Annotated in this window: 23 protein-coding genes; 8 read left to right on the top strand and 15 right to left on the bottom strand. The window is 47.4% G+C overall.

Annotated elements, in window-relative coordinates:
* Window positions 1-23: 23 nt before the first annotated feature.
* The gene (locus HZS85_RS12010) at window positions 24-1202 is read left to right on the top strand and encodes a NupC/NupG family nucleoside CNT transporter (RefSeq protein ID WP_214856220.1); all 1179 of its coding nucleotides are present in this window, start codon (window positions 24-26) and stop codon (window positions 1200-1202) included.
* A gap of 55 nt (window positions 1203-1257) precedes the next feature.
* Here the strand turns inward: HZS85_RS12010 and HZS85_RS12005 are convergent, their stop codons facing one another.
* Together HZS85_RS12005 and HZS85_RS12000 are read right to left on the bottom strand one after the other, a co-directional pair.
* Window positions 1258-1902 (bottom strand): NAD(P)-dependent oxidoreductase, encoded by a 645-nt coding sequence (locus tag HZS85_RS12005; protein ID WP_214856219.1) that lies wholly within the window; start codon window positions 1900-1902, stop codon window positions 1258-1260.
* Between the two features lie 72 nt (window positions 1903-1974).
* Window positions 1975-2160, bottom strand: coding sequence for a 2-hydroxymuconate tautomerase (locus HZS85_RS12000; RefSeq protein WP_023466792.1), 186 nt, complete (start codon window positions 2158-2160; stop codon window positions 1975-1977).
* Between the two features lie 168 nt (window positions 2161-2328).
* On the opposite strand from HZS85_RS12000, the gene HZS85_RS11995 reads away from it, so the two are divergent.
* Window positions 2329-2853, top strand: a complete 525-nt coding sequence (locus tag HZS85_RS11995) for a hypothetical protein (protein WP_214856217.1) — start codon at window positions 2329-2331, stop codon at window positions 2851-2853.
* 65 nt (window positions 2854-2918) lie between these two features.
* Entirely contained in the window at window positions 2919-3413 is a 495-nt protein-coding gene (locus HZS85_RS11990; RefSeq protein ID WP_023466794.1) for a YwhD family protein, read from the top strand.
* Between the two features lie 34 nt (window positions 3414-3447).
* Here HZS85_RS11990 and HZS85_RS11985 read toward each other — a convergent pair whose 3' ends face one another.
* Window positions 3448-4293 (bottom strand): metallophosphoesterase, encoded by an 846-nt coding sequence (locus HZS85_RS11985; protein WP_214856215.1) that lies wholly within the window; start codon window positions 4291-4293, stop codon window positions 3448-3450.
* A gap of 89 nt (window positions 4294-4382) precedes the next feature.
* Window positions 4383-5939: a BCCT family transporter gene (locus tag HZS85_RS11980; RefSeq protein WP_214856213.1), complete on the bottom strand. Its 1557-nt coding sequence runs from the start codon at window positions 5937-5939 to the stop codon at window positions 4383-4385.
* A 376-nt stretch (window positions 5940-6315) separates the two neighbouring features.
* On the opposite strand from HZS85_RS11980, the gene HZS85_RS11975 reads away from it, so the two are divergent.
* The 3 genes from HZS85_RS11975 (at window position 6316) to speB (ending at window position 8961) form a co-directional block, all read left to right on the top strand.
* Window positions 6316-6987: an NAD(P)H-dependent oxidoreductase gene (locus tag HZS85_RS11975; protein ID WP_214856212.1), complete on the top strand. Its 672-nt coding sequence runs from the start codon at window positions 6316-6318 to the stop codon at window positions 6985-6987.
* Window positions 6988-7131: 144 nt separating this feature from the next.
* Window positions 7132-7974 (top strand): polyamine aminopropyltransferase, encoded by an 843-nt coding sequence (speE, locus tag HZS85_RS11970; protein ID WP_023466799.1) that lies wholly within the window; start codon window positions 7132-7134, stop codon window positions 7972-7974.
* A gap of 114 nt (window positions 7975-8088) precedes the next feature.
* Window positions 8089-8961: an agmatinase gene (speB, locus tag HZS85_RS11965; RefSeq protein WP_214856210.1), complete on the top strand. Its 873-nt coding sequence runs from the start codon at window positions 8089-8091 to the stop codon at window positions 8959-8961.
* 105 nt (window positions 8962-9066) lie between these two features.
* On the opposite strand, the gene HZS85_RS11960 is transcribed toward speB, so the two are convergent.
* Both HZS85_RS11960 and HZS85_RS11955 read right to left on the bottom strand, forming a co-directional pair.
* Window positions 9067-9600: a LysE family translocator gene (locus HZS85_RS11960; RefSeq protein WP_214856208.1), complete on the bottom strand. Its 534-nt coding sequence runs from the start codon at window positions 9598-9600 to the stop codon at window positions 9067-9069.
* On the bottom strand, window positions 9600-10058 hold the full coding sequence (locus HZS85_RS11955) for an Lrp/AsnC family transcriptional regulator (protein ID WP_214856206.1): 459 nt from the start codon (window positions 10056-10058) through the stop codon (window positions 9600-9602). Before HZS85_RS11955 ends, HZS85_RS11960 begins: the two co-directional genes overlap by 1 nt.
* A gap of 220 nt (window positions 10059-10278) precedes the next feature.
* On the opposite strand from HZS85_RS11955, the gene HZS85_RS11950 reads away from it, so the two are divergent.
* Together HZS85_RS11950 and HZS85_RS11945 are read left to right on the top strand one after the other, a co-directional pair.
* Complete coding sequence (locus HZS85_RS11950) at window positions 10279-11067, top strand: DUF4397 domain-containing protein (protein ID WP_023466804.1); 789 nt, start codon at window positions 10279-10281, stop codon at window positions 11065-11067.
* Entirely contained in the window at window positions 11039-11647 is a 609-nt protein-coding gene (locus HZS85_RS11945; RefSeq protein ID WP_214856204.1) for a class F sortase, read from the top strand. The genes HZS85_RS11950 and HZS85_RS11945 overlap by 29 nt, the downstream gene beginning before the upstream one ends.
* A gap of 56 nt (window positions 11648-11703) precedes the next feature.
* Here the strand turns inward: HZS85_RS11945 and HZS85_RS11940 are convergent, their stop codons facing one another.
* The 9 genes from HZS85_RS11940 to HZS85_RS11900 all read right to left on the bottom strand — a co-directional run bounded on the left by HZS85_RS11940 (window position 11704) and on the right by HZS85_RS11900 (window position 21438).
* Complete coding sequence (locus tag HZS85_RS11940) at window positions 11704-13005, bottom strand: globin-coupled sensor protein (RefSeq protein ID WP_029343217.1); 1302 nt, start codon at window positions 13003-13005, stop codon at window positions 11704-11706.
* Between the two features lie 171 nt (window positions 13006-13176).
* Window positions 13177-13401: a hypothetical protein gene (locus tag HZS85_RS11935; RefSeq protein WP_023466807.1), complete on the bottom strand. Its 225-nt coding sequence runs from the start codon at window positions 13399-13401 to the stop codon at window positions 13177-13179.
* An 86-nt stretch (window positions 13402-13487) separates the two neighbouring features.
* Window positions 13488-13694, bottom strand: a complete 207-nt coding sequence (locus HZS85_RS11930; RefSeq protein ID WP_035399161.1) for a cation transporter — start codon at window positions 13692-13694, stop codon at window positions 13488-13490.
* Window positions 13691-15820, bottom strand: a complete 2130-nt coding sequence (locus tag HZS85_RS11925) for a heavy metal translocating P-type ATPase (protein ID WP_214856202.1) — start codon at window positions 15818-15820, stop codon at window positions 13691-13693. Before HZS85_RS11925 ends, HZS85_RS11930 begins: the two co-directional genes overlap by 4 nt.
* 13 nt (window positions 15821-15833) lie before the next feature.
* Window positions 15834-16130 (bottom strand): metal-sensitive transcriptional regulator, encoded by a 297-nt coding sequence (locus HZS85_RS11920; RefSeq protein WP_214748366.1) that lies wholly within the window; start codon window positions 16128-16130, stop codon window positions 15834-15836.
* A gap of 118 nt (window positions 16131-16248) precedes the next feature.
* On the bottom strand, window positions 16249-17784 hold the full coding sequence (locus HZS85_RS11915) for a DHA2 family efflux MFS transporter permease subunit (RefSeq protein ID WP_214856200.1): 1536 nt from the start codon (window positions 17782-17784) through the stop codon (window positions 16249-16251).
* A gap of 259 nt (window positions 17785-18043) precedes the next feature.
* The gene (ytxJ, locus tag HZS85_RS11910) at window positions 18044-18370 is read right to left on the bottom strand and encodes a bacillithiol system redox-active protein YtxJ (RefSeq protein ID WP_214856198.1); all 327 of its coding nucleotides are present in this window, start codon (window positions 18368-18370) and stop codon (window positions 18044-18046) included.
* Between the two features lie 6 nt (window positions 18371-18376).
* A complete protein-coding gene (locus tag HZS85_RS11905) occupies window positions 18377-20005 on the bottom strand; it encodes an acetolactate synthase large subunit (protein ID WP_214856196.1) in 1629 nt (542 codons plus the stop codon).
* Window positions 20002-21438 carry an NAD-dependent succinate-semialdehyde dehydrogenase gene (locus HZS85_RS11900; protein ID WP_214856195.1) on the bottom strand — a complete coding sequence of 479 codons (1437 nt, stop codon included), beginning with the start codon at window positions 21436-21438 and terminating at the stop codon, window positions 20002-20004. The genes HZS85_RS11905 and HZS85_RS11900 overlap by 4 nt, the downstream gene beginning before the upstream one ends.
* Between the last annotated feature and the right edge of the window lie 47 nt (window positions 21439-21485).

Below are 21485 nucleotides of genomic sequence, written 5' to 3'. Positions count from 1 at the left end.
ACTAATAGATAGAGGGGTACTTCATGAAATATCTTATCGCACTACTCGGACTGGCTATCGTTTTTGGTTTGGCGCTCCTTGTCAGCAGCAATCGTAAAGGCATCAAATTGAAACCGCTTGCGGTCATGCTAGTTCTTCAGCTCGTACTTGGGTTCATTTTACTCAATACATCGTTCGGATATATCGTCATTCGTGGCGTCGCGAAAGTCTTTGAAAAACTGCTGAGTTATGCGGCAATCGGGATTGATTTCGTCTTTGGTGGGCTAGCGAACGAAGGTGCACAACCGTTCTTCATTAATGTCTTGCTACCAATCGTTTTCATCTCTGCCTTGATCGGAATTCTACAATTCACAAAGATTTTACCGATCTTGATGCGCGGTATCGGTTTCGTCTTGTCGAAAATCAACGGGATGGGGCGTCTCGAGTCTTACAACGCGGTTGCTTCAGCTGCGATCGGACAATCAGAAGTATTCATCACAGTAAAAAAACAAATTGGTCAATTACCAGCAAACCGTCTTTACACATTGTGTGCATCAGCAATGTCGACGGTTTCGATGTCAATCGTCGGTGCGTACATGACGATGGTAGAACCAAAATATGTCGTTACAGCAATCGTCTTGAACTTGTTCGGTGGTTTCATGATCGTCTCAATCATCAACCCATACACGGTTGACCCGGAAGAAGATATTCTTGAAATCGTCGAAGAGAAGCAAACGTTCTTCGAAATGCTCGGCGAATACATCATGGATGGATTCAAAGTCGCAATCATCGTTGGTGCGATGTTGATCGGTTACAATGCTTTGATCGGAATGGTCAACGATATCTTCCTGATGGTTCTCGGTATCTCGTTCCAAGAAATTCTCGGATACATCTTTGCACCATTCGCATTCATCATGGGTGTTCCATGGGCGGAAGCCGTCAGTGCGGGTAGTGTCATGGCAACGAAATTGATCACGAATGAATTTGTCGCGATGTTAAGCCTTCCTGAGTACACGAAAGAGTTCTCGGAACGTACACTCGGAATCGTGTCTGTCTTCTTGATCTCGTTTGCGAACTTCTCGTCGATCGGAATCATCGCTGGTGCGGTTAAAGGATTGAATGATCGCCAAGGGAGCGTTGCAGCTAGTTTTGGTCTGAAGTTACTCTACGGCGCAACACTCGTCAGTGTCTTGACGGCAATCGTCGTCAGCGTCTTGCTATAATCGTTACACATATGAAAGAGCAATGGATCAGCAGATCCATTGCTCTTTTTGTTTTTCATTCAGTTGATCCATGCGAAGCAATCCCGACACGGACACGATGATGTGTTCCGTCACGATAAACTTCAAAGGCGAACTGTGCGACGTTTTCCCGGGGAATCGGACCTGTCGGTGCAGTGAAACGTGTCGTCTCGATCAATAGGTCGTCAGCAGCAAGTGCTTTGTCTTCCGTCAGTTGTGTTGGACAGATGACGGTGAAGTCGACGTCTGCATCCTTTAAAGTTAAATAAGCTTTCAGGTGATCCTCTGCTGCGATTGTCGAGCGTCGACGGGACTCACTCGATTGGAAACGATACTTTCCTGGTTCTTCTGATGCATCGAGAATGCCTGCTGTACCGATGAAGACGATCCGTTCGATGCCTGCTTCCTTCATCTTCGTGACGAGATGTGGAATCGCTGTCGAAAGGACCTGCTGTTGATCGGTACCGAGACAACTGAAGACAGCGGTGCTTCCTACAAGTGCTTGTTCGAGATCCTCTGGATTTGTCGCATCTCCTGTCAGGACGTGAAGTCGGTCATGGACGGGTAAGTCCGGTGACGTGGAACGTACGAGTGCACGAACGTCGTAGCCGTCTTCTAATAACCGATCAATCAAAGGTCGACCTGTTCGACCGGTCGCACCAAATACAGTAACAGTAGTCATAGGTTTTCCTCCTTAGAGATCAAGTAGATGGGAAAAAGAGACGTGCGGTAACGACCGGACGTCTCTTGTTGGTTATTTATCCGCGAACATGACGCCAGCTTGACCGTAATCTGTTTTTTCCATCTCTTCGATGAAGACCGTGATGTTTTCTTTAGGAGCATTCGTCGTTTCCGACACTGCTTCCGTGACTTTTTCAATCAAAGCACGTTTTTGTTCGACTGTACGACCCGATAACATTTTAACCGTAACATATGGCATGACTTCATTTCCCCCTCTAGCTTGATGACGATACGCCATCAGTATAGCGCATTCGATAGGGGATTCGTCAATTCGAACATCGTTTTCGAAAAAGAAGGGTATAAGGTAGGAGCTATTCTTGTCGGAAGCGAAGGTAGTCATACACATACGGCAGAAAAGGAGAGACATATGGACGCAATCATACGGAAGAAGATTCATACGTTACTGATTTTTGATCGGGCGTTAACGGAAGATACGAATTATCCGTTGTCTGGTGCTAAAGGACTCGAAGTCGCAGATATCGTCTTTGAACAGAACATTCCATTCGGACGACTCGTAACGGATAAAGAACTCGCTCAACTGCTGAATCAAAAAGAAGCAAAGCGATACGGGATGTTGACGTTGCTTGAAGACGATGTACGTTTCAAACCGTTGTTTCAAAATCGAAAACCGACAGCTGACATGGAAGAAGAGGTCGAGGCGAAGGTACGAGAACTCGCGCATCAGTTACGTGCGATTCGGTCGCGGTGTTTTTCGCTGGAACGTCTCTTCTTGTTCGGTCGTGCGGCGCAAACCCTGTTTGATCGCGCTTTGCTTCACCTTGAAGAGGTTAATCCCCCGGCTCACGAGGAAATTGCGTCCATGACGTGTTATCGTCTCCCGACGATTCGCCGAGCGACAGAGGAACAATTACAGCTTCTCCGTTACGAGTGACGGGTTGCAGACACCTCGGAATACGGTATGATAGAAGCAACAGGATTAAAAGGGGACAAAACACGATGGAAAAAAAGATTAACTTCAATATCATTTCAGATAACTCTACAGACGGTCACGGAGGATTTGGTGTCGGAACACTCAGTTTAAACAGTATGTCACCCGTCATCATTTCTCCGGAAGACGGTGAAGCTTACATCGATATGGGCGCGATGCACGCGAAAGCAGCCATCGAGAAACGCGTCAAATTCACGACGGATAAAGCCGATACGCCAAACGGTAAATTATACTGGATCGTTTGGGTGACGGTCGGTCGTAAGCCAGAAGGATTCTATTATGGTGGTGTCGCTGCCTGCGATCTGCTAGTCGATGCGGAAGCACGTCGCGGATTCAAGATTCTTGCTGATCATGTCAATAAGATGGATAAATCCCTTAAAGGACGGATCGTCGTCGATCACATGGATGAGCGTTCAAAGGAATTACTGCGTGATTTCTTACAGACACATAAACCGGAGATGTGGGAAAATGCTGACGCTGCTTTACATGAAGCGTTGGTCTAAAAAAAGAACGTGTGCCGCGGCACACGTTCTTTTTTCATGGTCGTTTCAGCGTCAAGACGACGAGTTCTGGATGATTGAACAGACGAAATGGAAACAGGCTGTTCCCGAGACCACGACTGACGATCAGTTCCGTCTGCTGTTCCTGATAGCGACCTGCCGTCACCGCTGGAAAGAATCCTTGACCAGGCGCATACAGACCTTCCGTAAAAGGTAAGCGGATCTGTCCGCCGTGGGCGTGACCGGATAAGACGAGATCAACGGAACGCTCGGCATACAAGGATTTATATTCCGGACGATGCGCAAGCAAGAGCTGGAACGCATCAGGTGACACGTCTTGCAGTGCTTGATCGAGACTTTGACGAATCCCATCCGGTTCCGACAGTCCTTCGCGCCATCGTGTCGTCGTCGGGTCATCGATACCCAGTAACGAAAACGATTGACCTTGGTATTCGATGACGCGCGATTCATTCCGGAGAACGGTGACACCTAGTTGTTCAAGCTTTGGCAAAATCGTTAGATTGAGTCGAACCTCATGATTCCCGGTGACGAAGTAGACCGGGTATCGATCGACGAGTGCTTTCATGAGTGTAAGGGCAGCTTCTTCACCGTTTCGTCTCGAATCAATTAAATCACCAGTCATGACAATGAGGTCTGGTTCTGCCTGATTGATTTTTTTCAGTAATCGTTGTTGTTCATTCCCGAACGTCTTGCCATGTAAATCTGCGACCTGCACGACACGATATCCGTTAAACGCTTCCGGTAAACGGCTGGACGCCACCGTCACCTGTGAGACATCGATGATGTTGTTTTCACGATATAAAAACCAGCTTCCTAAGGCGAGAACGCCAAGGGATAACAGCCAGCGTGTACGTTTACGCATAAGCCACCTCATTTCTTCCACTAATCATAATTCAGGATAACAAAAAAGACCTCCTTCCGTATGCGACGGAAGGAGGAAATCAATTCGATTTAAGCGTCTTGTTTTAATTCAGTTGCTTCTTTTTGTGCGTCGGGTTCATCCGACAAATCTTTGAATAGGGCGATGACCATCATCCCGACGACGAAGATGAATGGGAAAGCGGCTAATATGGCAGCAGCCTGTAACGCACCTAATCCACCAGCATATAAGAGTACAGCGGCAATCGATGACTGGACGACACCCCAAGCGAGCTTAATGCGTAAGCTTGGCATCAGACTACCACCAGACGATAGCATACCGAGAACATATGTCGCGGAGTCAGCTGAAGTGATGAAGAACGTCGTGATCAAGAAGACGGCAACGATACTGAGGAACGTTCCTAAGCCACCGAATGTCTCGAACAATGCAAACATTCCAGTTTCAACCCCTTTATCGTTGACAGTCGAGATTAGGTCGACGTTTTGGAACAGTTCGTTCCAAATCGCTGAACCACCGAAGACTGAGAACCAAAGGAGACCAAAAATCGTTGGAACGAGCATGATGCCGATGACGAACTCACGAATCGTCCGTCCTTTCGAGACACGAGCGATGAATGTTCCGACGAATGGTGACCATGAAATCCACCATGCCCAGTAGAAGATCGTCCAACCGTTGATCCACTCACGTTCATCTGGGTTGAAGGCAGATGCACGGAAACTCATGACTGGTAAGTTTTGCAGATAAGCACCCGTCGTTTGCACGAAGAGGTCCATGATGAAGCTAAATGGTCCGAGGAACATGACACCAATCATCAATAGAACAGCAAGAACAATGTTGGCGTTACTGAGACGAACGATTCCTTTATCAAGACCAGATGCGGCACTCATCATATAAAGGACCGAGACGATCACGATAATGATCATTTGTGTAGCAAATGAGTTCGGAATACTACTTGTCAAGAAGTTCAGTCCACCTGAGATTTGCTGCGCACCAAGACCAAGTGATGTTGCGACACCAAATGCTGTTGCAACGATTGCGAGTACTTCAACTGTTCCTTTACCAGCTGCTTCATAGCGCGGCTTCATTAGGGAAGCGACGGTATCCCCGATAGTAGCGGGACGCCCTTTACGGAATGTCGAGTAAGCAATCGCAAGCGCGACAACTGCGTATAGTGCCCAAGGGTGCAAGCCCCAGTGGAAGAATGAATAACGCATCGCAAGAGGACCGGCTTCTGTCGGGTCACTTGTTGCGATTGGTGGCGTATGGAAGTGTGTCAGTGGTTCTGAGACACCCCAGAAAACAAGCCCAATTCCCATACCAGCACTAAAGAGCATGGCGAACCAGGAAAGCAAACTGTATTCAGGACGGTCTGAATCCTTACCGAGTCGGATTGAACCGAAGCGGGAAAAAATAAGAAAGATGGCAATTAAGAGAAATGCGCTCATTCCGAGGAGATAAAGCCAACCCAAACGGTTGGAGACAAACGATTGTGCTATTGATGTGACATTTCCGAGACTAGCTGCACCGATTAGGGATTCCGGTAAGATTCCCCATATGGTAAAGAGCACACAGAAAATGACAGATACCATAAAGACTTTTGTGATCTTACTTTTTCGATTATTTTCCATCGTGTTCCACACCTTCTTTCGAATTTTACATGGTTGTTTTGAATCGAATGATAACAACGACAATAATAATTCCCCGTTTGTCCGATAACAAAACCTAATCACGCAGGGTACTACCGTAACAAACATTTTGGTAAAAAAGCAAATTAACCAGGAAATGAAAACAAAGAAACCATTAGTTTACAGGAAGGGATTCTAAAAAAAGGAGTTGTTTAAGCGCTCTTAAAAAAATTAGAAATAAAGAAAGAGAAAACGTTAATCTGTTATTTCCCGTTTCGTCTTAAAACTAACGTGAAGCTTGATCTGAGCAAATCAGAGGCGGTCTAAAATCAGATTTGATATAACAAAAGCAGTCATCATTTTAAAGGAGGTATTTTTTATGAAAAAACAACAACAAAAACAAGCGATTCTCGAAGCATTTCAATCTCGTCATGCCACAAAGGAATTTAACGGTCAAATGATCCCAGAAGAGGATTTCCGTTTTATCTTGGAAACGGCGCGTCTGTCACCGAGCTCGTTCGGATATGAGCCATGGAACATGCTCGTCATTCAAAATCCAGAAATCCGTGAAGCGCTAAAAGAAATTTCTTGGGGCGCACAAGGACAATTACCGACAGCGAGTCATTTTGTCTTATTCCTCGCTCGGACAGGAGAACAAATGCAGACAGATGGACCGCATGTCACGCAGATAATGAATTTTCTTGGTCTATCTGAAGAAGCGAAAGTCGGACGGACGAAGCGATACGGTCTGTTTTTAAATGAGGATTTCGCGATCGGTCATAACTCGAAAGCGATGGAAGACTGGGCAGCGAAACAAGCCTATATTGCACTCGGAAACATGATGTCGACGGCAGCACAAATCGGGATTGACTCCTGTCCAATCGAAGGGTTTGACCAACAAGCAGTCGAGCAATTACTCGTCGATCGTGGACTGCTCGATCGTTCTGTTTTTACGGTTCCGGTCATGGTTGCATTTGGTTACCGGGCAGACGAACCGAAACGTGATAAGCAACGTCGCCCGCTTGATGAAATCGTAACGTTCGTCGAATAAACACGGAAGACAAAAATTTTCAAATTATATAGAAGTTTCTTTCGAAATTCGGTATACTCGCATTTGTATGATTAAGAAGCGCCGTAAACGCCACTCGCATACGAACAACTTTTGTCTTGATGAAAGAAAGGGGTTCTATCGCAAATGGAACAAAAATTAAAGTTATGGTTCACGGAACACCAAACGGAAGATTACGGTATCACATTCCGTGTCAACCACGTTTATGAGAGCGAACAAACGGAGTTTCAACGCCTAGAGATGGTTGAAACGGACGAGTTCGGTACGATGTTGTTACTTGACGGAATGGTCATGACGACAGATAAGGACGAGTTCGTTTACCACGAGATGGTCGCGCACGTCCCATTGTTCACACACCCGAATCCAAAATCGGTTCTGGTCGTTGGTGGAGGAGACGGCGGAGTCATCCGTGAAGTCTTGAAACACCCATCCGTCGAAAAAGCTGTTTTGGTTGAAATCGACGGAAAAGTCATCGAGTATTCGAAAAAATACCTCCCGAACATCGCAGGTGGATTGGACGATGCACGCGTCGAAGTCATCGTTGGGGATGGATTCATGCATATCGCAGAAGCAGAAAACGAGTATGATGTCATCATGGTCGATTCGACAGAACCAGTTGGTCCAGCGGTCAACTTGTTCACGAAAGGCTTCTACTCTGGTATTTCAAAAGCATTAAAAGAAGACGGTATTTTCGTCGCACAATCGGATAACCCATGGTTCACACCAGACTTGATCCGTGATGTTCAACGCGACGTCAAAGAAATCTTCCCGATCACGAAGCTCTATATCGCTAACGTTCCGACATACCCAAGTGGTCTTTGGACGTTTACGATCGGATCAAAGAAACACGATCCGCTTGCTGTCGCACCAGAGCGTTTCCACGAGATCGATACGAAGTATTACACGCCTGAGCTTCACACGGCAGCTTTCGCGCTTCCGAAGTTCGTTAAAGATTTGACGAACGGCTGAGTTCAGTCACTATAGCACACATGAACAGAGCGGTTTCGATCTTCGAAATCGCTCTGTTGTCAGGTAAAGAGGCGTTTGCAGCAGCAAACGACTAATGAACAGGGGGAATGGATCATGCGTTTTGATGAAGCATATTCAGGAAAAGTCTTTATCGCGAGTCAACCGACTCACGAGGATGCAAAAGGAATTTTATACGGCATGCCGATGGACTGGACGGTCAGTTTCCGTCCCGGTTCACGATTTGGTCCGGCACGTATCCGTGAAGTCTCACTTGGTTTAGAAGAATATAGCCCGTACTTAGATGGCGACATCGCAGACGCGAAGTTGTTTGACGCGGGAGATATCCCGTTACCATTCGGGAATGCTCAAAAATCACTTGATATGATTGAAGAATACGTCGATTCGTTACTGACAGCAGGCAAGTTCCCGCTCGGTATGGGTGGCGAACATTTAGTCACATGGCCCGTCGTCAAAGCGTTCGATAAACACTATGATGATTTTGTAGTACTTCACTTTGATGCGCATACGGACTTACGAGACGAATATGAAGGAGAGCCATTGTCGCACTCGACGCCACTCAAGAAGATCGCGAACTTGATCGGACCAGAGAACTGCTATTCATTCGGAATTCGTTCAGGTATGAAAGAAGAGTTCGAATGGGCGAAGACATCAGGTTACAACCTCTTCAAATACGAGATCGTCGAGCCGCTTCGTCAAGTCCTTCCGACACTTGCCGGTAAAAAGGTCTACGTTACGATCGACATCGATGTTCTTGATCCGTCAGCAGCACCAGGGACAGGGACACAAGAAATCGGTGGAGTGACAACGAAGGAATTACTTGAAGTCGTTCACATGATCTCGCGAGCAGACGTCGATGTCATCGGAGCGGATTTGGTAGAAGTTTGCCCAGCGTACGATCAATCCGACATGACAGCGATTGCGGCAGCGAAAGTATTACGCGAAATGATGATTGGATTCATTAAATGAAAAAACAAAAGAGACCGGACGTGATGTCGGTCTCTTTTGTTTTGCTCAGAAGAATAACTGAATGACCCCGAACGCACCGAATCCGATGATTAGACTGACAGATGTCTATTGGACGACGCGTAGAACGGACGTCGCAACCTGGTGTTTAAGCAGGTGTGTGATGTTTGCCAGGATGCTCCCCCAGGTGGCAGAACCAAGAAAAATACCGATTAGAAACAAAACGGCATCCTGTCCGCTCGTCATCGTCAACTCAAAGCGTGCAAACAATGCCAGGAACAGTGTGATCGTCATCGGGTTCAAGAACGTCAGGAGTAAGACGGATAGATAGCTACTTAACCGTGACGAGGCTGTATCGGAAATTGAGGCGGTCGAAGAAGCTTGAAACATCGACCAGCCGATGTAACACAAAAACAGACTGCCGATCAGTTGCATCCAGGATGCTTGGGTGAGTAAAGATTGGACGAGTGAAAAACCAGATAAGGCAAGCAATCCATAAGTAAAGTCTGCCGTTGCGGCTCCGAGTCCGGAAACAATTCCGGAAATTCGTCCATGTCGAAGAGTTCGTTGCATGCATAAAAGTCCGATTGGACCGACGGGGGCGGCTAAGGCAAACCCGATTCCAAAACCAGTCGTAAACATCAGTCCACCTCGGGTAACGGAAAATGAAGCGACTCCTTTTCCGTTCGCATGATGATCGTCGTTTTCGTCCGCAGGATACCTGCTAATTCTTTGATGTGGTAGGTGATGATTTCATCAAGTTGTTCTGTATCACGACAACGGATTTTAAGTAGGTAATCATCGTCCCCGGCGACGTGATGGCATTCCAGTACATACTCAAGTTCTTGAATCCGTTTTAGAAATGGCGCTCGATGTTCCGGTCGCTCGAGTGAAACAGCGACGAATGCAGCAAGACGATAGTCAAAGGAGGAGGGGTCTAGCATCGTCGTCAACTGACGGATGATACCTTGCTCTTGTAAGCGTGCGACGCGCTCTGCAACAGCCGGTGCCGATAAGCCGATGTGTTGTGCAAGTGTTGACCATTTCATCCGGGCATCCCTTTTCAAAAAAGTAATAATTTTTAAATCGTAGGAATCCATAGGTTTTAACCTTCTTTTCTATTGTTATTTAAAATATTTTATTTCGAAAAGAAAGAAAAAGTCAATGTGTTTGTAGAACAAGTTCATAGCACATTGAAATCTTTACACATTTACGGCAGTGTCTTAAGTTTAAGATGTCACCACGAAGGAAATATTCTGAAGTGTAAGAACATTGGTTTGAGAGCGATGTACATTTGACAATCAGAAAGGTGGAAAAAAGATGAAGAAACTCTTATCGTTTGTGACCGCTACGTTACTGTTTGCACTATTCGTTCTACCAGTAGGCGCAGCAGATGACGCAATGGTTCGTGTCATTCATGCTTCACCAGATGCTCCGGCAGTCGATATCGCGGTCGATGGCAAAAAAGCGGTATCAGGAGCAAAATTCAAAGATGTCACAGATTATCTCACACTACCAGCTGGCGAACATAAAGTAGAAGTATTCGCTGCAGGAACTACGAAAGATCCTGTGCTCTCTCAAACACTCAACGTAGAAGCTGGTAAATTCTATTCGGTCGCAGCAATCGGCAAATTAGCTGATATCAAACTCGCGGTCATGGAGGACAACGGTAAAGGCGAAGATGGAAAATCAATGGTTCGTGTCGCACACTTTGCACCAGATGCACCAGCTGTTGATGTCGCACCAAAAGGTGGAGACCCACTCTTCAGTAACCTTGAATTCTCGAAAGTCTCTGACTACGGTACACTCGATGCAGGTACGTATGACCTTGAAGTCCGTCCTGCAGGCGCAACGGATGTCGTCAAAGCACTGGATGGCGTCAAACTCGACAGTGGCAAAAACTATACAGCACTCGCAATCGGCTTACTTGAAGGCGAACCAGCATTTGAAGTCCTCTTGATCCCAGACGGTGGTGAAATGGCATCAATGCCAGAAACAGGACTTGGTGGTTCATCTGATACGGCTTCTGCTACACCATGGGCAGTCGCAGCAGCAGCTGCCTTGTTAGTAGGAACAGCGTATGTCGTCCGTCGTAAACAAAACGCTTAAGAGTAGTCTTCTTCTCTTAATCGTATTAGCCGGATGTCAATCGGGATCACCTCCAGATGCTACAAAGCCGGAAAAACCAAAACAAACCGAAACAACGACGTCTTCTTCGTCCACTCCATCTGAAAAGGTGGATGAAGAGGCGTTCATACCAACGCGTATTACAATTCCGACGCTCGATGTGAAAGCGAACATCGAAGTCGTCGGGAAAGATAAACAAGGCCGGATGGATGTTCCGAAACAGACCGATCAGGTTGCTTGGTATAAGTACGGAGCAAAAGCCGGACAAATCGGAAATGTCGTACTAGCCGGACACTTGGATGATCAAGAAGGTCCCGCTGTTTTTTATGATTTAGCCAAGATGAAAAAAGGGCAACGGATTGAAGTGACGGGAAAAGCAGGACAACAGGTATCGTACGTGGTGACGAACGTCATGTCCTATCCTGTCGATGAAGCACCTGTCGGATCAATCTTCGGTGCGACCGTCATGAATAAACTGACGCTCATTTCATGTATAGGTACGTTTTCAGAATCAAAAGGATACGATCAGCGTCTTGTCGTCACAGCAGAACAAGACGAGTAAAGTAAAATAGGCAATTCTTATTTCGGTTAAAACCGAGAATAAGAATTGCCTATTTTTTAATGTGTTTCGGAAGCAGCGACAAGATCCGTCGTCAGTGTCGTCAATCCTTGTGTCGTCTTACTGAGACCTTGGATCGTCTCGACGATTTGTCCGAGGTTTTCCTTGTTTCGTCCAAATAAGGTGAGGGAGTTTTCCATCTCACTCTTGACTGTTTGGATTCCTTGTTTGACTTGTTGCAATTCTTGCTGAGATGCGGTGTTGGCACGTGTGATGTCTTCCATCTGAGAAACGAGTTGTGTGATATTACCATTGTTCTTTTGAATCAGACCATTGATACTGCTACTTAATGACTTGGCATTTTCAGCAAGGTTTCGGACTTCGGTCGCGACGACAGCGAATCCTTTACCGTGTTCACCGGCGCGTGCTGCTTCGATTGACGCATTCAACGCGAGTAAGTTTGTCTGATTGGCGATTGCTTCGATGCTTTGCGTCATCTGGACGATGTCATCCGACGTCGTCTTCAATTCATGGATGCTTTCAAGCGAAGTACCGACTTGTTGTGTCGATTGAGCGAATTGTTGCTCCATCTGTTGCATCTGTCGTTCGTTGGCAATCGTCATTTGGACGAGCTGCTGACTCGTCTGCTCTGTCTGAGCTGTTTCTGCTAATACTTGTGAGGCGCGACGGCTCGTCTCAATGATGGCATGATCCGTGTGCTCGACGGAACTGGCAACTTCTTGACTGACACGAACGACGTCTGTCAAAAGTTGACGACGCGACTCGTTCGCTGCTGTCACTTCATGAAGACGAGAATCGACATACTGGCTCGTCACGATTTGAGCATCTAAGTTCATCGCATGTGTCAAAGCGAGTACGGCTGTCGTCAGTTGCGCTGGGTCATGCTGATAATGTTCAACGATTTTTGGAATCAACAACGTCTGAAACGCAGCATACGAAGCGATGAACCAAGTGACGGGAACGAAGTTATGTTTATGCGTCTGTCCCATCCGTGTCCGCATCGCGAGGAACGACTCGTCCATGTTTCCTGTCAGTAGACTCGTGAAATAGTCGGCGAAAACTTTCTTCAGTCGTTCGCGTGTCGATGATTGTTTCGCGATCGTTGCCATCTCTGGATTCAATAATAGATGGTCAAGCACTTGCTCGAGGACTTCATCTAAGATGCCTTGAACGACAGGTGCCATCGATTTGAGTGTCTGTAGCTGTTCTTCTGTATATCCCATGTATACGAGACGGGATGTGAGATCAGGATCTGCCGTCTTTGTGATGAGACGGGAATCAGGAAAGCCGATGGTAGCTTGATAAGCCGAAGTAGTCTTACTTTTAAAAGGGTTACGCACGTAGTTGCCTCCAATACTCAAGATGTGAATAAAATGATGTCTGTTTCTTATCGGTTCATCTTGACGAAGCGATACTGATTTTCGAAAAAAAGACGAGAATATTGAAAAACATTGACCGGAAACAAAAAAACTCATGGCAAGTGCCATGAGGAGAATAGAAAAAGAACAGGATTAGACCGGTTGATCTTCCTGAAATGCTTTTTTAGCGTCCACGATCGAGCGCATTCGTTGAACGCAAGCTTGAACGAATTGAATGTCAATGGAGGTGAAACGGGTGACAGGTCCACGAGCTGACTCGGCACTGAATGTGAAGGTTCCGAGATTCCAAAGTTCGATTTTAAATCGTTTTCCTTTGTTGTCGTCGAAGTGTTCTACGAATTCGATTTTCGGTACCATACGAACCCCTCCTTACTCCGTACATTCCCGCTTTTCAAAAAATAAAAAAGCCAAACTGCGTGTTAGAAGCAGTTTGGCATGAAAATTTAAGCAGTCGGTACATCGTAGCCGATTTCTTCGATCGCATCGACGAGACGTTCACGAGGAACATCCTCGTGCTGGACTGTAACCTGGTTTTGTTCGAGTGAGACAGTTGCCTGTTGTACACCTTCGACTTCAGATAGAGCTGATTCGACACTTGCTTTACAGTGATTGCATGTCATACCGATAACAGATAATGTTGTTTCTTTCATGATGATGTTCCTCCTTCAGATAGTGGGGTACGTTTTAATCGTAACGCATTCGTCACGACAGAAACAGAGCTGAATGCCATCGCGGCACCCGCAAGCCATGGGGCAAGTAGACCGAGAAAGGCGACCGGAATGCCAATCGTATTGTAGCCAAGTGCGAAGACGAGATTTTGACGAATGTTTTTCATCGTCTGCTCACTCAGCTCGATCGCAAGTAAGACTTGTTTTAAGTCGTGTCCAAGTAGCGTCACGTCGGCTGCTTCAAGGGCAACGTCCGTTCCACTACCGAGCGCGATGCCGACATCCGCCGTTACAAGAGCAGGGGCATCATTGATACCGTCTCCGACCATCGCGACACGTTTCGTCTGTTGAAGTGAATGAATGACATCTGCCTTTTCAATCGGCAAAACGTCAGCAAAGACGAACGCTGGATCCAGTCCCAGTTCTGTTGCTAAATGATCGGCGACTTCCCGGCGATCACCGGTCAAGAGATATACTTCTTTTGTCTGGCGCAAACGCTGGATCGTTTCTTTCGCTGAATCTTTTAGCGCGTCACGGATGGCGTATCCGGCCGCGACTTCTCCATCGACAGCGACGTATACGAGAGTCGCTCCAGGTGATGTCCAATCAGGAAGAACGATGTTTCGTTCCTGCATCATTCGCGCCGATCCGACGATGAGATCATGTCCCATGATTTGTCCCGTGATCCCACGTCCTGATTCGACGTGGAACCGTTCGATATCAAAGACGACATCCCGTTCTGCTGTGATGGCGCGAGCAAGAGGGTGTTCCGATTGCCGTTCAAGCGCGGCAGCGAAATCGAGCGCTGTCTCCGTACCGAACGTCTCGACGACGACAGGGCGACCGACTGTCAGTGTTCCGGTCTTATCAAAGACGATAGCATCGACATGTTGGAGATTTTCGAGTTGAGCGCCTCCTTTAAAGAGAATACCTCGTTCTGCCCCTTTTCCGGTTCCGACCATGATCGAAGTCGGTGTCGCAAGTCCGAGTGCACATGGACAAGCGATGACGAGCACCGCGATGGCAGGACGAATCGCTTCCGCAAAGGAACCGGTGATCATCCACCAAGCGGCTAACGTCAGAAGCGCGATGGCGACGACAATCGGCACGAACACACCAGAAATCCGATCGGCTTGGCGCTGGATCGGCGCTTTTTCCGTCTGTGCTTGCTCAACGACGCGAATGATCTGTGCGAGAACCGTTGCTTGCCCGATCTTTGTCGCCTCGATTTGTAAGGAACCGTTCGTATTCAGCGTACCACCAATGACGGATGCGCCAACAGTCTTATGAACAGGAACGGATTCACCGGTCAACATCGACTCATCGAGATACGCATCACCTGCGCGAACAATACCGTCTGTCGGAATTTTATTTCCGGGTTTTACGAGTAACACCATCCCGGCTTGGATCGCCTCAATTGAAACGATCCGTTCCTGCCCATCTTCCAAAACGATGGCTTCTTTCGCTTGTAAGGAAAGCAGACTTTTAATCGCTCCTGTCGTCTGTTGTTTCGCACGGTCTTCGAGAACCTTCCCAAGCAAGACGAGTGTAATCAGAATCGCACTTGTCTCAAAGTAGAGGTGTGGCATATCAGAGACGAACAGCATTTCAGCAACGGAATAGAAGTAGGCTGCCGATGTCCCGAGCGCGACAAGGACATCCATGTTAGCACTCCCGCTCCGTAAGCTTTTATAAGCCCCGCTATAAAAGGGTGCACCGATGATGAATTGAACCGGTGTCGCTAAAGCAAATTGTAGCCATGGATTCATCAAGAATGGAAGATGAAATGGACTATTCGGAATATGTGTCAGCATGCTCGCGAGCAAAGGGAGCGAAAGAACGGCTGCGATGACGAAGCGATACAGCATCCGACGATTCGATTTTGTTGCGTGTGGTGCTTGTTTGACCGTGGCCTCGTAGCCGATTTTGCGAATTTTTTCGATGATCGCTTGATCATCATAGGCATCAGAAATCGAGACACGAGCCGTCTCGAGTGGTAAGTTGACCGTTGCTTCGACGCCGTCCATCCGGTTCAGGACTTTTTCAATCCGAGCGGAACAGGCGGCACATGTCATGCCTTCAATATCAAACTCAATCGTTTTTGACATCAGAAAACCCTCCTTACTTTTTCAGACGGGCAATGACTGCCATCAACTCATCGACGTAAGCATCTGTGCTGTCTTGACGAGTTGCGACTTCATGCATGCACATTTTGACGTGACGTTCGATGATTTGTAGTTCGACCTGCCGCAAAGCTGCTTGAATCGATGCGGTTTGCGTCAAAATGTCGATACAATACCGGTCTTCAGAAACCATGTTGGCAATGCCGCGGACTTGTCCTTCGATACGCTTTAATCGTTTCATCAAGGCATCTTGTTCTTCGTTCGTTCGTGGAACGACGGGATGATCATGTGCCATAGTCGTGCCTCCTTTAGTGATCTTTTTGTTATCTTTACTCTAACATATAGGTATGGGGGGTACAAGTATATAGCTCGAACAATAAAAAAGCAGTCGCGAGAGGCGACTGCTTTTGCACTTATTGATTGGAGACTTGCGGTTTGACGATCGTTTCGTTCAATGAGCGTTGATCGCTAATGATGTCTTCAGCTTGTGTCGCCCGTTTAATGAAGAAGGCGAGGACGAATGCTAGACCAGCAATGAACGTCGAGATGAAGAACGCATAGTTGATACCGTCAAGCGTCGCTTGCATCGTAATCTGCTGTTTTAAAGCAGCAGCTGCTTCAGCTGTCGGTTGACTTGTCATGTTCTTCGCCGCTTCGGTCGCGAGCTCTGTGCCACGAGTCTTCGCATGCGTTGACATGATCGTTACGAGCAAGGCCGTTCCGATTGCACCAGATACTTGTTGCAACGTATTGTTCATCGCTGTGCCGTGTGGATAGTAGCGTGTTGGTAACTGATTCAAACCGTTCGTTGAGACCGGCATCATGACCATTGACATCCCGAACATCCGTAACGAATACAGGATGATCAGATGCGTATACGTCGTATCCATCTCAAGTTGACTGAAGTAATAACTCGTGACGACTGTGATGAACAAACCAGTCAATGCAAGAGGACGACCACCGATTTTGTCAAACAGCTTCCCGTTGATCGGTGACATGACGGCCATCAAGATGGCACCCGGTAACAGCATGAGACCCGCATCAAGTGGTGAAATACCGCGAATCGTCTGGACATAGATCGGAAGCAATAACATGCCCGAGAACATCGCCATCGTGACGACCATCGAGATCGCAGAAGACAAGGCGAACATCGGGTAACGATAAATCTTGAAGTTGAGCATCGGACGTTCCATATGCAGCTGACGATGAATGAATGTCACGAGTGCGATGACCCCGACGATCAGTGCTCCATAGACGTGGAAACTATCCCAACCTTTAGAGCCAGCAGAACTGAATCCGTACAATAAGCCACCGAAACCAAGTGACGAAAGTGCAACGGAAGTCAGATCGATCTGAGCGGCAGACCGTTCCTTGACGTCACGAAGTAAGAAGAAACCAGCAACGAGAACGATTAAGGCGATTGGTGTGATGAAGTGGAACAGCATCCGCCAATCATAGTGCTCGATGATCCAACCGGATAACGTTGGTCCGATCGCTGGAGCCCCCATCATAATCAATCCGAAGAAGCCCATCGCAGTCCCGCGTTTTTCAATCGGGAAACTGACGAGCATGACGTTCATCAGTAGCGGCATCATGATAGCAGAACCCGACGCTTGAATCATCCGTCCTGCGAGCAGCACAGGGAAGACGTCTGCGAATCCGGCAAGAATCGTTCCGGTCGAGAAGAGGGTCATCGCAAATAAGAACAAGCGACGAACCGAATACTTTTGAATCAAGAAAGCAGATGTCGGAATCAAGACACCATTGACGAGCATGAAACCAGTCGACAGCCATTGAGCAGTAGCTGGTTCGATCGCTAGATCCTTCATGATTGAAGGAAGGGCGATGTTGAGCAAGGTATTATTTAAGAAAGCAATGAATGCCCCGATCATCAAAACGGCGAGGATGCCGTAAGGAGCGCGAGCTGTGTGAGTTGCACTTTGTTGCATGAATATCCTCCTAACTAAACGGACGGTACAGATTTATATACGGTCGTTCTATCTGTAGTTTATCTTAATCCGATTTAGTTCGAATTACAAACAATAATAGCTAAGAAAGATAATTTTATTTTTTATGTAGTTTTGAAAGCGTTTTTCTGAATGAGGAAAATGATTCGTAGGAAATAAAAAAGCGCAATCCTTCTCATTAGAGGAAAATTGCGCTGTGTCTTCAGTTTGAAACAGCCAGAAGCTTGTTTCATAGTTAGCGTTACTTAACGTTCGTTTCGAGTGCATCCTTTGTAATGTCGTAGTGAGATGCTGTCCAGACAGATTTGCCGTCCTGAATGAAAAGAACTTGTGGCGACTCATGTCGGACATTATAGTGTTCAGCGATGTGATTCGATAAGGTCCGAGCTTCTTGGACGAAGAGATATGCTGTCGGAACAGATGTTTCATCCGCGAACTTCGTATACTCTGAGAATCCTGCGGCACTGATCGGACATGTCGTACTGTGTTTGCAAATCACGAACGCGCTATGCTCGGACGCAAATTGATCAAAATCAGAAATAGATTGCAGTTTACGTGGTTGTGTCATAATATATCACCCTCCATACGTCCGGAGACGTTCACTTAACTTTAGATTTTCCCGGTAATCGACCGGACAGTCAATCAATACGGGTCCATCGCTCGCGAAAGCTTGATCAAGACAATGGGCAAGCGAACCGTGTTCACCGACGCGAAGTCCAAGCGCACCGAAAGCATGAGCCAGTTGAACGAGATCCGGATTATCAAAGGTGATGTACGATGATTTTCCATATGCTTGTTGTTGTTTCCATTCGATGAGGCCATATGTCCCGTCTCGCCAAATTAATACGACAAGTGGCAGCTTCAAACGAACGGCGGTCTCGAGGTCCTGACCGTTCATAAGAAAAGCTCCGTCTCCGGCGGCGCAGACGATACGTCGGTCGGGGTAGAGAAGTTTGGCTGCAAGTGCACTCGATAAACCATAGCCCATTGAAGCAAACCCATTCGAAATGAACAATTGATCTGGATGTGTCGTTTGATAATGGCGAGCGAGCCAGACTTTATGTGCTCCGACATCCGAGAAAACCATTCCGGCTTCACCAACCGTCCGTTCGAGCTCACGAACGATGCTTTGAGGATGTAAAGGGAGCGCGAGGGAATATGTTTCTTGAATCTCTTGGCGCAACTTATCGCGATTCCGTTGCCAACCGTTCCAGGAACGCTTTGGAAGCAGAGTCGTCAAAACGGTCAATACATCTGAAAGATTGCCGACTAGATTTGAAACGACTGGATAGTAGGCATCGATTTCATGAGGGTTCGTATCCAGATGAACGACCGGCGTCTTTTTCGGATTCCATTTTTCCGGGGGCAGTTCCGTGATGTCATAACCAATCGTAATGATTAAATCACTCGCATCAAGAATTCGTTGGTTGTAATCAACATCCGGCAAACCGATCGTATGCGCGGCAAGCGGATGTTGTGAGGAGATGGAGCCTTTTCCCATCATTGTCTCGACGACCGGAGCATCCAGCTGTTCGACGAATGCCCGAAACGCCTCAAGTGCGTGTTGACGGTGAATCCCGAAACCGGCAATGATGACAGGATGTTGCGATCGCTCGATCAATCGTAAAACGTCCGGATCATCAATCGTCAACGGATGAAGATATGTCGGAGCACTGTCGTTTTTGACAGGAGTCACAGGTTGATCTCGTTCTTGTTTTGCGACGTCTTCCGGGAAAGAGATATGCGTCGCTCCCGGCTTTTCGCTCTGTGCCGTCGCAAAGGCACGACGGACGATTTCCGGAATCACTTCTGGTGTCAGAACGGACGTACTTGACTTCGTGACCGGACGATATAGATCAACGAGATCAAACATTTGATGCGACGCTTTATGTTGCCGTGATAGTGCTCCTTGTCCTGTGATGGCAACGACAGGAGAATGGTCCATCGTTGCACTCGCAATTCCCGTCATCATGTTAGTCGCACCAGGACCAAGCGTCGATAAGCAGACACCCGGTCGTCCACTCAGGCGACCGAACATCGCTGCCATGAACGCAGCGTTCGTTTCGTGACGCGTCGTGATGAACGTGATCGACGAACGACTAAGTGATTCGAGCAATGTGATGTTCTCTTCACCGGGAACACCGAAGATATGCGTGACTCCCTCTGCCTCTAAACATTGGACGAACCAATCCGCCGCGTTCATGCTAGTCCACCGATTGAGATGTATTTTGTCTCGAGATACGCTTCGAGTCCTTCACTACCGCCTTCACGTCCAAGACCGGATTGTTTCATTCCACCAAATGGTGCTTGTGCCGCAGAAGGAACCCCATCATTCCAGCCGACGATTCCATAATCAAGCCCTTCGATCGCACGAATGGCACGCGCGTAATCCTTCGTAAAGACGTATGAAGCGAGACCGAATGGTGTCTGGTTAGCGTAACGAACCGCTTCTTCATCAGAGCTGACACGCTGGACGGGCGCGACAGGTCCGAACGTCTCCTCGTTCATGATCAACATGCCGGGTTTTACGTCAGCGAGCACGGTTGCTTCATAATAATAGACATCGTTCTCCTCGTCCGTTGTTCCTGTTCCACCCGTGACGACACGAGCACCGGCTGAAGTAGCGTCATCGACATGTTTTTTAACTTTATCGTAACCCGCTTTATTAATCATTGGACCGATCTTTGTTTCGGCATCCAGACCGTTCCCGGTTTTCAATTTTGCCGTCTCCTGACCGAGTTTTTCAACGAACGCGTCATAAATCGAATCAGATACATAGATCCGGTTTCCGCAGACACACGTCTGTCCGCCGTTTCGGAATTTCGACTTGATCGTCTCCGCAACAGCTAAATCGAGATCGCAATCATCAAAGACGAGAATCGGTGCATGCCCGCCGAGTTCAAGCGACATCGCTTTGATCGTCTCTGCTCCTTGAGCCATCAGTGTCCGTCCGACTTCGGTCGAACCAGTGAAGGTAATCTTATCGACATGCGGATGTGTCGCGAGTGATTCACCGAGTGCTTTCCCGCTACCTGTAACGGCATTGACGACGCCTTCTGGAATCCCGACTTCCTGACAAAGTTCAAGTAAACGAAGTGCTGTTAATGGAGTCGCGGTGGGTGGTTTGATGACGAACGTACATCCGGCAACGAGAGCCGGAGCCAATTTTCGGGTAATCATGGCTGCTGGGAAATTCCATGGTGTGATCGCGGCGACGACACCAACCGGTTGTTTGATGACTTGAAGTCTTTTAGAAGCATCGTGTGTCGGTATGACACGTCCGTATGCCCGTTTTCCTTCCTCTGCGAACCATTTGACGAAGTTTGCCGCATACTGGACTTCACCTTCTGATTCAGCTAGCGGTTTTCCCATCTCAAGCGTCATTAACCGGGCGAGTTCATCTTTTTTCTCGATCATTTTGGCATAGAGTTTTTCCAAGAGTTCAGCGCGTTCATATACTGTCCGCTTCGACCATTCTGGAAAAGCCTTCCGTGCTGCTTCGACAGCATCATTGACGTCTGATTTTGTTCCGTTTGGTACGCTACCGACGACTTCTCCGGTTGCTGGATTCGTGACATCTGTCCGTTCTCGTCCGTGATCCAGCCATTGTCCATCAATAAAGAATTGTCCCTTCATCTTGAAAATCCCCCTTTTTTACGTGCATTGGTTAGGGTATACCCGAA

The sequence above is a fragment of the Exiguobacterium sp. s130 genome (assembly GCF_018619055.1).
Classification (GTDB): domain Bacteria; phylum Bacillota; class Bacilli; order Exiguobacteriales; family Exiguobacteriaceae; genus Exiguobacterium_A.
Note: the sequence above shows the minus strand (reverse complement) of the source record. Positions and strands in the feature narration are given on the sequence as shown.